Origin of the sequence: Microbacterium sp. LMI12-1-1.1 (assembly GCF_040676455.1) — a bacterium.
In the GTDB taxonomy this organism is placed as follows: Bacteria; Actinomycetota; Actinomycetes; order Actinomycetales; family Microbacteriaceae; genus Microbacterium.
The window spans coordinates 1167195-1180201 of sequence record NZ_JBEGIA010000001.1; the positions used below are offsets into that span (position 1 = coordinate 1167195).

13 protein-coding genes are annotated in these 13007 nt (G+C 71.0%); 3 read left to right on the top strand and 10 right to left on the bottom strand.

All coding sequences use genetic code 11. The annotated features are described in order from the left end of the window. Positions 1–162: 162 nt before the first annotated feature. A complete protein-coding gene (locus MRBLMI12_RS05630) occupies positions 163–537 on the top strand; it encodes a PadR family transcriptional regulator (RefSeq protein ID WP_349429029.1) in 375 nt (124 codons plus the stop codon). A 1-nt stretch (position 538) separates the two neighbouring features. Beyond that, positions 539–1918, top strand: coding sequence for a permease prefix domain 1-containing protein (locus MRBLMI12_RS05635; protein ID WP_363354625.1), 1380 nt, complete (start codon positions 539–541; stop codon positions 1916–1918). Positions 1919–1947: 29 nt separating this feature from the next. On the opposite strand, the gene MRBLMI12_RS05640 is transcribed toward MRBLMI12_RS05635, so the two are convergent. From MRBLMI12_RS05640 to MRBLMI12_RS05675, 8 genes are all read right to left on the bottom strand, one after another. Beyond that, on the bottom strand, positions 1948–2298 hold the full coding sequence (locus MRBLMI12_RS05640; protein WP_363354627.1) for a sugar ABC transporter ATPase: 351 nt from the start codon (positions 2296–2298) through the stop codon (positions 1948–1950). A 27-nt stretch (positions 2299–2325) separates the two neighbouring features. Beyond that, positions 2326–2799, bottom strand: coding sequence for an SRPBCC family protein (locus tag MRBLMI12_RS05645; protein ID WP_363354629.1), 474 nt, complete (start codon positions 2797–2799; stop codon positions 2326–2328). 121 nt (positions 2800–2920) lie between these two features. Then, complete coding sequence (locus tag MRBLMI12_RS05650) at positions 2921–3382, bottom strand: DUF3237 domain-containing protein (protein WP_363354631.1); 462 nt, start codon at positions 3380–3382, stop codon at positions 2921–2923. Then, positions 3379–4812, bottom strand: coding sequence for an amidase (locus tag MRBLMI12_RS05655; RefSeq protein ID WP_363354633.1), 1434 nt, complete (start codon positions 4810–4812; stop codon positions 3379–3381). Before MRBLMI12_RS05655 ends, MRBLMI12_RS05650 begins: the two co-directional genes overlap by 4 nt. Continuing rightward, a complete protein-coding gene (nikE, locus tag MRBLMI12_RS05660) occupies positions 4809–6503 on the bottom strand; it encodes an ABC transporter ATP-binding protein (protein ID WP_363354635.1) in 1695 nt (564 codons plus the stop codon). Before nikE ends, MRBLMI12_RS05655 begins: the two co-directional genes overlap by 4 nt. After that, entirely contained in the window at positions 6500–7363 is an 864-nt protein-coding gene (locus MRBLMI12_RS05665; RefSeq protein ID WP_363354637.1) for an ABC transporter permease, read from the bottom strand. Before MRBLMI12_RS05665 ends, nikE begins: the two co-directional genes overlap by 4 nt. Next, a complete protein-coding gene (locus MRBLMI12_RS05670) occupies positions 7360–8319 on the bottom strand; it encodes an ABC transporter permease (RefSeq protein ID WP_363354639.1) in 960 nt (319 codons plus the stop codon). The genes MRBLMI12_RS05665 and MRBLMI12_RS05670 overlap by 4 nt, the downstream gene beginning before the upstream one ends. A 34-nt stretch (positions 8320–8353) precedes the next feature. Next, positions 8354–10009, bottom strand: coding sequence for an ABC transporter substrate-binding protein (locus MRBLMI12_RS05675; protein WP_363354640.1), 1656 nt, complete (start codon positions 10007–10009; stop codon positions 8354–8356). Positions 10010–10141: 132 nt separating this feature from the next. Here MRBLMI12_RS05675 and MRBLMI12_RS05680 point away from each other — a divergent pair, with 132 nt between their 5' ends. After that, positions 10142–10798, top strand: a complete 657-nt coding sequence (locus tag MRBLMI12_RS05680; RefSeq protein ID WP_363354642.1) for a TetR/AcrR family transcriptional regulator — start codon at positions 10142–10144, stop codon at positions 10796–10798. On the opposite strand, the gene MRBLMI12_RS05685 is transcribed toward MRBLMI12_RS05680, so the two are convergent. Together MRBLMI12_RS05685 and MRBLMI12_RS05690 are read right to left on the bottom strand one after the other, a co-directional pair. Further along, positions 10783–11238 (bottom strand): DUF3237 domain-containing protein, encoded by a 456-nt coding sequence (locus MRBLMI12_RS05685; protein WP_363354644.1) that lies wholly within the window; start codon positions 11236–11238, stop codon positions 10783–10785. The genes MRBLMI12_RS05680 and MRBLMI12_RS05685 overlap by 16 nt on opposite strands. Beyond that, entirely contained in the window at positions 11235–12917 is a 1683-nt protein-coding gene (locus MRBLMI12_RS05690) for a CocE/NonD family hydrolase (RefSeq protein WP_363354646.1), read from the bottom strand. Before MRBLMI12_RS05690 ends, MRBLMI12_RS05685 begins: the two co-directional genes overlap by 4 nt. Positions 12918–13007: the final 90 nt, after the last annotated feature.

Below are 13007 nucleotides of genomic sequence, written 5' to 3' on the forward strand. Positions count from 1 at the left end.
TCCGGAGTGGGCGGCGATTCGCCCTCCCCATCCCAACACGCCGCGGGCGAACGCATTCCCGCGCGCCGCGCGCGACTGTCACGCGGCGTCATGCGTTTTACCTTGCAGTTCTAGGTAACTTGTACTTCTATGTACATAGGGCTTCTACGCATGGAGGACGATGTGAAGATCGGCAAAGACCTGGTCGCCGCGGCAGCGACGCCGATGGTGCTCGGCATCCTCGCCGACGGCGAGTCGTACGGCTACGCCATCCTGCAGCGCGTGGGCGAGCTCTCGGGCGGCGAGCTGGAGTGGAGCGACGGCATGCTCTACCCCCTGCTGCATCGGCTGGAGCGGGTCGGGCATGTGGAGTCGTCCTGGGGGGCCTCCCCCAGTGGTCGTCCGCGCAAGCACTACCGTCTCAGCGCCAGCGGTCGCGCGGCGTTCGCCGAACAGCGGCAGCAGTGGGCGGTGGTGAGCCGGGCGCTGCAGCGGGTGTGGTCGGATCGCGACGGCGGCACCGACTTCGCCGGCGCCCCGGCGTTCGGGGGTGCGTGACATGGCGGACCACCTCGAGCCCCGCATCGAAGACCAGATCTCGGCGTGGCGAGCGTACGTCTCGCGCCCCGAGGCGATCGACGGCCGCGACGTCGACGAGCTCGAAGACCACCTGCGCGGCCAGATCGATCGGCTCGAGGCCTCCGGCCTCGACGGCGACGAGGCGTTCCTCGTCGCCGTGAAGCGGCTCGGCGGACTCGACGACCTCTCTCGCGAGTTCGCGCGCGAGCACTCCGAGCGCCTCTGGAAGCAGCTGATGGTCCCGGGCGAGCCGCGCGCGCCGCGCAGCGGCGGCGGCCTTCCGCTCGCCGTCGAGCTCTCGATAGGTGCGGGCCTGGCGATCCAGATCCCGGCGCTGTTCGGCATCCGCTTCGGCGACGACGGCGCCTTCTACGCGCGCTTCGCGGCGCTGCTCGTGCTGCCGTTCCTCGCGACGTACTTCCTGGTGCGCCGCCGGGCGTCCGTGCCCACCCTCGCGGTGGTGGCAGTCCCGTTCCTTCTCGCGGCCGTCGTGATGGCGGTCTACCCTTTCGCACCGGACGGCGCGACGCTCGTGCTCGCCGCGACGCATGTCGCCGTGGCGCTGTGGATCGTGACCGGGATCGCGTACATCGACGGGCGCGTGAGATCGACCCGCGCCCGCATGGACTTCATCCGGTTCACCGGCGAATGGGTGGTCTACCTCGCTCTCATCGCGCTCGGCGGCGGCGTGCTCGTCGCGCTCACCATGGGCGTGTTCTCGGCGATCGGCCTCGACGCCGAGTGGTTCGTCGAGCAGTTCATGGTGCCGTGCGGCGTCGCCGGAGCGGTCGTCGTCGCCGCATTGCTGGTCGAGGCGAAGCAGAGCGTCATCGAGAACATCGCCCCGGTGCTGACCAAGCTGTTCACGCCGCTGTTCACACTGCTGCTGCTCGCCTTCATCGTCGCGGGACTCCTGCAGGGGAACCTCGTCGACGGAGGCGAGATCGAGGCCTTCGGCCAGCGCGACCTGCTGATCCTCTTCGACATCGTGCTGGTGGTCGTCGTAGGCCTGCTCCTCTACGCGCTATCGGCCCGCGAGCCGCTCGCGCCGCCGTCGTGGTTCGACCGGCTGCAATTGCTCATGGTGGGGGCGGCGCTCGTCGTCGACATCATGGTGCTCGTCGCGATGATCGGCCGGATCGCCGAGTGGGGCGCGAGTCCCAACAAGCTCGCCTCGCTCGGGCTCAACGTCATCCTGCTCGCGAACCTCGTCGGCGCCGCGTGGCTGCAGCTCCGGTTCGCGATGCGCCGCGCGCCGTTCGAGCGCCTGGAGCGGTGGCAGACGGGCTTCCTGCCGGTCTACCTCGCCTGGGCGGCGATCGTCGTCGTGGCGTTCCCGCCGCTGTTCGCGTTCGCATAGACCACGCGGAGGATCGGCAGGTCGGCTGTCTAATAGTCCTCGGGTGCGAGGTCGCCCTGGCCCGTGTCGCCGAGCTCGGCGATCTCCGGGCTGAACCCCTGGGTGTCGGGCTGCATCGCCGCGGACGGCACATCCTCGCGCGGCACCTCCTCGTCATCAGAGGGCAGGTGCGCCGGATCGTCGCCGGTGGCCGTCTCGATGTCCGGATCCTCGCCCACCTCGAGCGCGGTCGTGCGATCCCACTCGGCCTGCGCCGGGTCGCGGGTGGGGTCCGGTTCGATCGACGTGTCGCGATCGCGGAGCGGCTGCACTCCCGCCTGCTCCGTCCCGAGCTGACCGTCGGGCGCCGCGGGGATGTCTGCGGGAAGGCTGTCGGACATCGTGGTTCTCCTCTTCTCGAGCTCGGTTCAGACGTCGCGCGTCGGCGTGCCGTGGATCTCACCGCGCCAGCCGCCCGCCTCGCGGCCGCGCTCCTCGATGAACTCCTTGAAGCGCTCAAGGTCCTTCTTCGCGGCCCGCTCGTCGATGCCGAGCGCGGCGCCGGCCTTCTCGGTGAAGGACTCGGGCACCCACGTCATCTCGAGGGAGACCCGAGTGCCGTCCCCCGCCGGCACGAAGCCGACACGGCCGGTGTGGAGCTTCTCACCGTGGCTCGCCCACGAGATGTGGTCGTCGGGCACCTGATCGGTGATGGTGGCGTCGAACTCGCGCTCGACTCCCCCGATGTTCACGATCCAGTGGGTGCGCTGATCGTCGAGCTGGTCGATGCGCTCCACCGCGGACATGAAGCGCGGGAACTCCTCGAACTGCGTCCACTGGTCGTACACGGCCCGGATCGGGGCGTCCACGTCGATCTCTGCTGTCACAATGCTGGTTGCCATGACGGCTCCTCTCACTGGAACAGCCACCGTACGAAACCGGGCGGTGCCGAGCCACGGGGTTGACTCCACGAAAGGCCGCGGGTAACACCCGCCTCGGTGACCGCGATCGCGCGCCGGCGCGTCAGCGCACCCTGAACACCCGGATGCAGACGTGCCCCGGCTCGGGCCTCGCGTAGCCGACGAACTGCGCCTCGGTGAGCCAGCGGTGCGCTTCCGCGCCGGTCTGGAACACGAAGGCGGTGCGGTAGTACAGCTCGTCCTCGCCCACGTCCTCGCCGGCGTGCAGGCGCCGCTCGACGTCTTCGCCGGCGTGCCAGTAGCCGCGGTTGACGACGTCGATCGCCGCGCCGTCGTCCGCCTCGATCAGGTAGCGCGCGTCGAGCTGGGTCGTCGCACCCCGCGTCACCCACCAGTCGGCGCCGACCCCCAGGACGCGTCCGTTCAGCCGCGGCCCCGAGATCGTGCCGCCCACGATGGGCGTCACGTTGAGATCCTCGGATGCCGTGCGTCCGACCCGGATCGGCTCGGACACCGCCACCTTCAGCTCGAACACGAACTCGAGCCCCGGCTCTCCGGCGGTCACGCGACCGCTCCGGCGACGCGTGCCTCGACGGGGGTCAGCCCGCCGAGGGCGGCCTCGACATCCCGAGCCGCCGCGAGTGAGATGTGGTCGGCGTTGCGCGGCCCGATGAGCTGCACCCCCGTCGGCAGACCGTCCTCGTCCAGCCCGGTCGGCACGGCCACCGAGGGCAGCCCGAGGAAGTTGACCGTGACGAGGAGCCGGTGGTCGCGCCAGAGCTCGGTGGTCGCCGCCGGGCCCGACAGGTCGTAGCCGATCTCGGGCATGCGCCGCGCCGAGACCGGGCCGAGCACGATCGGGTACTCGGCCTGGAACCTCTCCCACGCGGCCGCGATGACCGCCCGCTGCGCCCAGGCGCCGCCGTAGGCCTCGCCCGATGCGAGCACCTCCGTCTCCTCGGCGTTGTCGAGGAAGTACCGGGTGGAGCCGTGCGACAGCGGCACGGGGAGCGCGCCGGGCAGGAAGGCGCCGACCATCTCGGTGGTCGAGATGCGGCGCCACAGCGTCGCGGCCTCCTCGATCAGAGGCGGCTCGACGTCGTCGACGGCCCATCCTGCTGCGGTGAGCGCCGCGGCCGCGCGGTCGACGGCGGCGGCCACCTGCGGAGCCACGCCCCAGCCGAGCGGGTCGCGCACGACGGCGACCCGCCGGGGGCCGTCGTACGAAGCCGGATGCGGCAGCGTGAGTGCCGCCGGGTCGCTGCCGTCGGCGCCGTGCATGATCGCGAACGCGGCGTCGAGGTCATCGACGCGCCGGGCGATCGGCCCGTTCACGGCGAAGAACTGCAGCGACAGCGACACCGGCTCGGTGATTTCGGCCATCGGCGCGGGGATGCGGCCGGCCGACGGCCGCAGCGCGCACACGCCCGCGGCGTAGGCGGGCAGCCGCAGCGACCCGCCGTAATCATTGCCGAGACCGAGCGGTGTCATGCCGGTCGCCACGGCGACCGCGTCGCCACCGCTCGACCCGCCGGGCACCCGGAACGGGTCCCAGGGGTTGAGCGTGCGGCCGAACAGGTCGTTGTCGGTGTCCCAGCGCAGGCCCCAGTCGGGCATATTGCCGCGCCCGATGGGGATCGCGCCCGCCTCGAGCAGGCGGCGGACCATCGTGGCGTCCTTGGCGGGTACCGCTTCTGCCATGAACGGCCAGCCGCTGGTGCTCGCCGACCACGTCAGGTCGATGTTCTCCTTGACCGTGAAGGGCACGCCGGCGAGCGGTCCGACGGCTTCGCCCGCGTCGAGCGCCTTGTCGACGGCATCGGCGAGGGCGCGTGCCCGGTCGTGGAAGACGACGGTGAGCGCGTTCACCACCGGGTTCACCGCATCGATGCGGTCCAGGTGGGCGACGATCACCTCACGTGCGGTGATCGAACGCGAGCGCACGGCATCCGCGATCTCACGCATGCTGAGCTGCCACGGGTCTCGGTCGGTCATCTCTCTCCTCGGGACGTAGGGATCTTGGTGGTCGCGGTCGCCACGGTGGGCAGGGCGGACGTGCGTGCGGGGAGCCGGCGTCGAGGCACCCACCCGGTCCGCGGGATCGAGTCGAGCAGCGTCCGCGTGTACTCGGCGTGCGGGCGGTCGAGGACGTCGGCGATCGGCCCCTGCTCGACGACCGCGCCGGACTTCATGACGACGACGTGGTCGCAGAGGCGCCGGACAGTGGTCAGATCGTGCGAGATCATCAGCAGCGCGACACCGGTGGTGCGACGGATGCCGTCGAGCAGCGTCAGGATCTCGACCTGGGTCGTGACGTCCAGCGCCGAGACCGCCTCGTCGAGCACCAGGATCTCGGGCTCGGCCGCGAGCGCCCGCGCGATCGCGACACGCTGCCGCTGACCGCCGGACAGCGAACGCGGCCGCTGCGCCGCGAGCGCGGGCGCGAGCATCACGGCGCCCATCAGCTCGTCGACGCGGGCGTCGAGCTCGGCGCGGCCGATGCCGCGCCGATGCACCGCGACCGCCTCGGACAGGCACTGCCGCACGCTCTGACGGGGGTCGAGGGACTGGTAGGGGTCCTGGAACACCATCTGCGCGATCCGCGCCCGGCCTCGCCGGTCGGCTGCACGCCGGGCCGGCCGGGTCCAGTCGGCGCCCTTGACGGTGACCGAGCCGGCATCCGCCGTATCGAGCCCGCAGATGATCCGAGCGGTCGTCGACTTGCCCGACCCCGACTCGCCGACGATGCCGAGCGATCCGCCGCGCGCCAGCGTGAAGGCGACGTCGTCGACCGCCACGAACTCCTCGCGGCCTCCACGCGGCGAGCGCACCTGGAAGGTCTTGCGGAGCCCTCCGACGGTGAGCACGGGCTCGTCGGCTGCGATGCGGTCCGGGGTCACGTCGGCGGGCAGGGTGGCGGACAGCAGGCGCTGCGTGTACGGATCCGAGGCATCCGTCCGCATCGTCGCCGCACGGAGCGTCTCGACAGTGCGCCCGTGCTGCATGACCGCGACGCGGTCGCAGACCGCACCGGCCAGCGCCAGGTCGTGCGTGATGAACAGCAGCGCGAGGTCGCGGTGGCGGCGGAGGTCGGCGATCACCGCCATCACCTCCTCCTGCGTGGTGACGTCGAGCGCCGTCGTGATCTCGTCGGCGAGGAGGATCGGCGGGTCCATCGCGAGGGTCGCCGCGATCATCACGCGCTGCAGCAGACCGCCCGACAGGTCGCCCGGTCGCTGGCGCATACGCCGCGCCGGATCCGGGATGCCGACCTCGGCGAGGAGGTCCTGCGCGCGCCGGTCGGCGGCATCCGGCTTCTCCCCGGCGACGGAGACGAGCGCCTCCGTCATGAAGTCGCCGATCGTGCGCAGCGGGTTGAGGTGCGCCCGCGGGGTCTGGAACACCATGCCCAGGCGCCGCGCACGGATGTCGCGCAGGCGCCGCGGCGGGAGCGTCGAGATGTCCTCGCCGTCGATGCGGATCGTTCCGCCCACGGTGAAGCCCTCGGGAAGGAGCCCGGCGACGGCACGCACCGACAGCGTCTTGCCCGACCCCGACTCCCCGACGAGACCCAGTGCCTCGCCGGCTCGCACCTGCAGCGTGCAGTCGTGGACGAGGGTGCGCGGGCCGTCGGGTCCCGGCGCGGCGATCGACACCTGATCGAGTTCGAGGACGAGAGCGGTCATCGGTCGGCGCCTTCCGCCCAGGTGGTCACGCGCGCCCCGAGGATGTTCACGGCGAGCACCGTGACGACCACGAGCGCCGCGGGGAACATCGACTGCTCGGGCGCGCCGACGAGCAGCGACGGCTGTCCGGCGGCGATCATCACGCCCCAATCGGATGCCGGCGGCTGGGCGCCGAGCCCGAGGAACGAGATCGCCGCGAGGTCGAGCATCGCGTAGCCGAAGCCCACCGTCGACTGCGCCAGAATGGCCGGCAGGAGCGCGGGGACCAGGTGGCGGAAGCAGATCGCGAACGATCCGACGCCCTGGATGCGCAGCGCCGAGATGTACGGCTTCGAGAGCTCCTGCCGAGCCGACGCGCGCACCAGCCGCGACACGATCGGGATGTATGCGATCGACAGCGCCACGATGGGCGCGATGAGGCCCTTGCCGAACATCGACACCGCGAGCACGGCGAGCACGAGGCCCGGGATGGCGAAGATGACCTCGATGAGCCGCGAGCTCACGCCGTCCACCCATCCGCCGAACCACGCCGACACGATGGCGATCAGTGTGCCGAGCAGAGAGGATGCCAGCACGACGAGGATCGGTCCGACGACGCTCGGGCGGGCGCCGACGAGGACTCGGGACAGGATGTCGCGGCCGAGGTCGTCGGTGCCCATCCAGTGCGCGGGAGAGGGCGGTCCCGACACCGGGCCGACGTAGAGCTGGTTCGGGTCGTACGGGGCGAGCAGCGGACCGAACAGCGCCATGGCCAGGATGCCGATCATCACGATGCCGGCCGCGATCAGCAGCGGGTCGCGCACGGCCAGGCGACGGGCGAAGGTCGGGACGCGGCCGCCGGCGAGCTGGGCGACGCTCATGCGTTCCTCCTCGGCTTGACGGAATCGGGGTCGATCAGGGCGATCGCGATATCGGCCGCCGCGTTGAAGACGACGAACAGGATCACGAGCAGCAGCGAGATCGTCTGCACGACCGGCAGGTCCTTGCGGGCGGCCGCCTCTGTCAGCAGCGAGCCGAGCCCGCCGAGGCCGAACGCCTGCTCGGCGATGGCGGAGGCGGCGAAGAGCCCTGCGACGGTGGCGCCGGAGATCGCGAGGATCTGCGGCGACGCGTTGAGGAACACGTGATGGCGGAAGATCCTGCCGCGGGGGATCCCGCGCACGCGGGCCGTGTCGACGTGCTCGGAGTGCAGCTGCCCGACCACGGCCCCGCGTGTGATCCTGCTGAGGTAGGCGATGTACAGCACCGCGAGGGAGATCGCCGGCAGGGTCAGGTGGTAGAGGTTGTCGAGGAACCCTTCGCCGGCGCCGTACACCGGGAACCAGCCGAGCACGCGGCCGAAGACCCAGATGAGCAGGATCGCCACGACGAAGGTCGGCAGTGCGACGCCGAACGAGGTGGCGACGAGCACGGCCCGGTCGGTTCCTCGCCCCCGCGTGGCCGCCAGGATGCCGGAGCCGATGCCGAAGACGGCGATCAGCACGAGCGTGTACAGCACGAGCAGCAGCGTGATCCCGAAGCGCGGCCCGATGAGCTCGACCACCGGTGTCTTGTACACGAACGACGTGCCGAGGTCGCCGCTGAGCACACCGGTGATCCAGAAGAAGTACTGCACCCACACGGGCTGATCCAGGTGGTACTCCGCCTTGATGGCCGCGATCATCTCCGGCGTCGGCCGCAGACCCCCGGCGAGCGCGACGACCGGGTCGCCGGGGGTGAGCAGGACGGCAGAGAAGATGACGATGCTCGACAGGAACAGGGTCAGCAGCAGCCCTCCGAGCTTGCCCAGCAGCTGCCGGGCCACGCTGGCGTTCATCGTCGCCCCTCTCCGGTGCGCGGTGCCGCGTCGATCACTTGCCGCCGAGGTGCAGCGCCCACGGGCTGGAGTACGCCGCCACCGATGTGACGACGCCGCTCAGCCCGTCGCTCAGGAATGTCGTGTGATACGAGCCCGCGAGCGTCACCTGGAGCAGGTCGGGCGCGAAGATCTCCTGCGCGCCGACGTACGCCTGGGCCGCACCGTCCGCGTCCGGCGTGGTGCGCGCGGCCTCGAGCCCGGCGGTCACCTCCGGGTTCGCGTAGCCGGTCCAGTTGAAGATGCCGCCCTGCTCGGCCGGCAGGAGGAACAGCTGGGGGTAGGCGAGCACCCCCGGCGTCTCGGTGTAGCCGGTCGTCGCGACGAAGTCGATGTTCTCGCGGGGTCCGGGATCGGGCAGGAAGATCGCGGCGAAGTCGGCCGCCTGACGCTCGTCGATCTCGATCGTCAGGCCGATCTGCTCGGCGGCGCTCTGCACGATCGCCGCTGTCTGCGACAGTTCCTTGTTGCCCGCCGGGATCGCGATGCGCAGCGGCACCGAGGTGTCCTCGCCCGATTCCTCGACGAGCTTCTTCGCGGCGTCGAGGTCGACCTCCGGCGCCGCGAGGGCGTCGTAGCCCGCCTGGTACACGTCGGCCGCGGACGAGCCCGACCACGAGAACGGCGCGACGAACGTGCTCTGCGTCTGACCCAGCCCGTGCAGCACCGTCGAGATGTACTGCTCCCGGTCGATGGCGAGGCTCAGCGCCTGACGGATCATCGGGTCGGCGCCGGCTCCGGTGTCGCGCGTGGGGCCGAACGAGAATGACGCCGTCGACGGGCCGATGACGAGCCGGCCCGTGTCGGACGATTCGAACGCACTGCGGCTGGCGGGCGCCACGTTGAAGGCTCCGTCGACCTCGCCCTCCAGGAGGGCGTTGGTGAGGGTCGTGCCGTCGGGGATGAACCGGTACGTGAGCTTCTTCACCAGCGGTGCGCCGTCCCAGTAGTCCTCGTTGGCGACCGTGACGATCTCGCGTCCGGGGGTCCAGCTCTCGAGCTCGTAGGGTCCCGCGCACATCAGCTCGCCGCCAGAGGTGCCGAGCGCCGGGCCCTGGGCCTCGCTCACGGCCTTGCTCAGCACCGCGCCGGCGCCACCCGCAACGGCGTCGCGGAACGTGGAGTCCGGAGCGACGAAGTGCACCGTCACCTGGTTCTCGCCGGTGACCTCGATGCCGCCTTCGGGCGCGACGAGCACGAACGCGCCGTAGAACGCCGAGGTCACGTCGGTGTGGTGACGCTCGAGGCTGTACACGACGTCCTCCGGCGTGACCGGCGTCCCGTCCCAGAACGTCACGTCCGGGCGGATGTCGATGACGAACGTCACCGGGTCGACCCAGTCGGCGGCCTCGGCGATGCCCGCGTCCACCGTGAAGTCGGGCTGCACGCGCAGCAGGCTGTCGCACAGGTTGGGCTGGACGAAGTTGTAGTCGGCGCCCGGTACGAGCGAGCGCGGCTCGCCTTCCACGAGGGCCCACGTCACCTCGTCGACCTCGGTCGAGCCCGCGGGCAGCGCGTCGACGAGTTCTACAGGGGCCGACGTCTCGTCGCCGGTCGGGGACGTCTCGACGTCCCGGGGCGTGCACCCCGCGAGCAGCACCAGGGCTGCAGCGGCTGCGACGACCGTGGCGGCCTTGCCTCGGTTTCTCATCTCGTTTCCTTTCGGGTCGGTCGAGGGAGATCACAGATCGCGGCGCCGTCGCCGCGATAGCCCTCAGGGTAGTACAACACTGTTGTACATCAATGTTGCATTTGTGTTACGGGCGTGAATAGGGTGGGTGTCATGCCCCGTGAGGTTGACGCCGATCAGCGGCTCGCAGACATCGCCGCCGCGACGATCCGCGTCGCGCGATCCGCCGGCTCGCACGCCGTCACGATCCGCTCGGTCGCCAGGGAGCTCGGCGGCTCGACGACGCTCGTCACGAACTACCTGCCCTCGCGCGCCGGCCTCATCCTCAATGCGCTCGATCACGGGCGGGACCGCTGGCAGGCGGCGCTCGACGAGACGCTGGCCGCCGCGGCGCCGGAGGATCGGTTCGCGGCCGTCATCGAGTGGTCGCTGACGACCGGCCCCGACGAGCCGGTGCTGCGCGCGCTGATCCTCGAGATCGTCGCCAACGCCGACCGCGAGCCGGCCCTGCGAACGGCCCTTCACCGCGAGACCGGCGAGTTCCAGCGGCTGCTGCTCGAAGAGGCGCGCACCGCCGGTTTCGCCGACCCCGAGCACGTCGCCGGGCTGGCGTATCTGCTCGTGCGCGGGTCGTACGTCGCGAGCTCCGAAGACCCGGCGCGGTGGGACGAGCCGCAGCTGCGCCAGGTCATCCACGCGACGCTCGCGGCGCAGCCGCGCAGAGCGGAGGGCGCTGCGGCGCAGCCGCGCACGGCCGACCATCCATCGGCCTCCACGCCCGGGCCCGCGTCGCATCAGCGCACCACGTAGACCCGGACGCATACCTGGCCGTCCTCGTCGCGCGCGAGCCCGATGAACTGGTGCTCGGCGAGCCAGCGGTGCGGCGCGGCATCCGTCTGGAACACGGGCGCGGTGCGGAAGTAGTACTCCGTCTCGGGGACGTTCTCCCCCGCCTCGACGCGTTCGATCACGTCCGCCGATGCGCGGTAGTAGCCGCGGTTGAGGATGTCGATGACGGCGCCGTCGTCCGCGCGCAGCAGGTACCGCGCCTCGAGCTGGGCCGTGCCCGATCGCTCGACCGCCCAGTCGCCGCCTCCCGGCAGCACCTCGCCGTTGAGCAGCGGGCCGGCGACGGTCCCGCCGGCGATCGGCGTGAACGACAGCTCCTCGTCGGCGCTGCGCCCGATGCGCAGGTGGGGGTCGATGTCGACGCGGATCTCGAACGCGAACTCCAGCACGGGTTCGTTCATGGACGGGCCTCCTCGGCTCGGGTGTCGGGCAGAACGGTCAGGGTGACGCACAGCGGCTCATCGCCGCCGAGCACGACGCGCTGCCGGTTGATCGCGGTCGCCACGGCGCCCCACGGCTCTTCGCCGGTGCCCGGCTGCGGCAGGAACTCGGGGAAGTCGCTCGAGTGCACGTGCAGGCGCAGGCGATGGCCCGCACGCACCCGGTAGCCCACCTGCCCCATGTCGATGTCGACGATCGCGCGATCCCCGGCGTCGGTCACGTGCACCTGGCCGCGCGCGATGCGCAGCGCCGTGCCGTCGGGCGCCAGGTCGAGCAGGCGCGCGAACACGTCCATCGCCGGGCCATCGGACGAGACGGATGCCGCGACCCGCACCGGCCCCGCCAGGTCGATGTCGCGTGCGAACACGTCGGTGGTGAACGACAGCACATCGGCTCGCGCTCCCAGCGCGGCCTCGTCGGGCTGGAAGAGCAGGAAGGCGAACGCATTCGGCACGCTGGAGGGCACGAGGTCGTCGGGGTCGTGCAGCCACTCGAGCCGGGTCGCAGCGTCCGGAGCATCGGAAGACAGCCCACCGCCCGCGTGGGCGTACAGCGTGCGCGCGACGGCCTGCGGCGGTGGCCACGCGTCCGCCACGCGCATGTCGGAGGTGCCCGCCAGGTTCCAGCTGACCCGCGGGATGTCGGCGGCCCGGCCCCGGCCCCGCACGAACACCTCGAAGAAGTCCACGGCGGGCTGCAGCATCCGTGGCAGCTCCGCGCGGATCTGCTCGTCGCCACGCTCTTCGACGCGTACCGCGGGCGGGTCGTCGAGGTAGTACGACTCGTGGTCCATGGACTCGATGCGCAGGAAGTGGCTGAGCGCCCAGGCGGGCCGCTTCTCGATCTCGGCGACGTCGGCCCACGACAGCGGCGCGCAGTTGTCCCACCAGCCGATGGTGTGGAGCGTCGGAACCGGGCGCGCGTCGAACGGGCTCGCGAGCGGGAACCGGGGCAGGTGCACGGCACGCGGGTACCACTGGTCGTACGAGAGCGAGCGCGAGCCGAGTTCCGCGACGACATCCTCGGCCTGTGCGCTGAAGGGGCGCCGTGCCGGGTCTAGCTCCCAGAAGTAGGCATCCTGCGAGTGGAAGTAGGTGAGCGGGTAGAGATACGTGATCGCCCACTCGACCGCCCGCGTGCGCTCCCCAGCGACCGCGCGGACCGGTTCGCCGAGCATCGTTCCCGTCACCCGCGGGGCGATCGCCTTCAGGGCCGGGTGCTGCGATGCCACCGCCGCCCACTGCGTGTAGCCGTAGTAGCTGTCGCCCCACATCGCGACGCGGCCGTTGGACCACGCCTGCCGCACGATCCACTCGATCGTGTCGTAGCCGTCGTCCGCCTCGTTCACGAACAGCAGCGCGTCACCCTCGGAGCGGAACTTGCCCCGGACGTCCTGCGCCACGACGCGGTAGCCGCGGTCGGTGAAGTACTCGGCGATCAGCGGGATGAACGTGTACTCGCCGCTCTTGTCGTAGGGCAGCCGGATCAGGATCGTGTCGCCGGGTGTCGCGTCGCGATCGGCCGGGGCACCCGGGAGGTACACGTCCGTCGCGAGGCGCACGCCGTCGCGCATGCGCACGCGCTCTTCGCGGGCGGCGGGACTGACGGGCGCGGGTCCGACATGAACGATCTGCGGCACAGATGACTCCTCTTCGAGCGGGGTGACAGCAACGGTAGGGATTCCTTTGTTGTTAGTCAAGTCTGACTAGACAATAAACTGTCACACAGA

Excerpts from the sequence above, each read along its gene's own strand:
- MRBLMI12_RS05635 (WP_363354625.1), top strand. The coding sequence starts at position 539 with ATGGCGGACCACCTCGAGCCCCGCATCGAAGACCAGATCTCGGCGTGG.
- MRBLMI12_RS05640 (WP_363354627.1), bottom strand. The coding sequence starts at position 2,298 with ATGTCCGACAGCCTTCCCGCAGACATCCCCGCGGCGCCCGACGGTCAG.
- MRBLMI12_RS05645 (WP_363354629.1), bottom strand. The coding sequence starts at position 2,799 with ATGGCAACCAGCATTGTGACAGCAGAGATCGACGTGGACGCCCCGATC.
- MRBLMI12_RS05655 (WP_363354633.1), bottom strand. The coding sequence starts at position 4,812 with ATGACCGACCGAGACCCGTGGCAGCTCAGCATGCGTGAGATCGCGGAT.
- nikE (WP_363354635.1), bottom strand. The coding sequence starts at position 6,503 with ATGACCGCTCTCGTCCTCGAACTCGATCAGGTGTCGATCGCCGCGCCG.
- MRBLMI12_RS05665 (WP_363354637.1), bottom strand. The coding sequence starts at position 7,363 with ATGAGCGTCGCCCAGCTCGCCGGCGGCCGCGTCCCGACCTTCGCCCGT.
- MRBLMI12_RS05670 (WP_363354639.1), bottom strand. The coding sequence starts at position 8,319 with ATGAACGCCAGCGTGGCCCGGCAGCTGCTGGGCAAGCTCGGAGGGCTG.
- MRBLMI12_RS05675 (WP_363354640.1), bottom strand. The coding sequence starts at position 10,009 with ATGAGAAACCGAGGCAAGGCCGCCACGGTCGTCGCAGCCGCTGCAGCC.
- MRBLMI12_RS05680 (WP_363354642.1), top strand. The coding sequence starts at position 10,142 with ATGCCCCGTGAGGTTGACGCCGATCAGCGGCTCGCAGACATCGCCGCC.
- MRBLMI12_RS05685 (WP_363354644.1), bottom strand. The coding sequence starts at position 11,238 with ATGAACGAACCCGTGCTGGAGTTCGCGTTCGAGATCCGCGTCGACATC.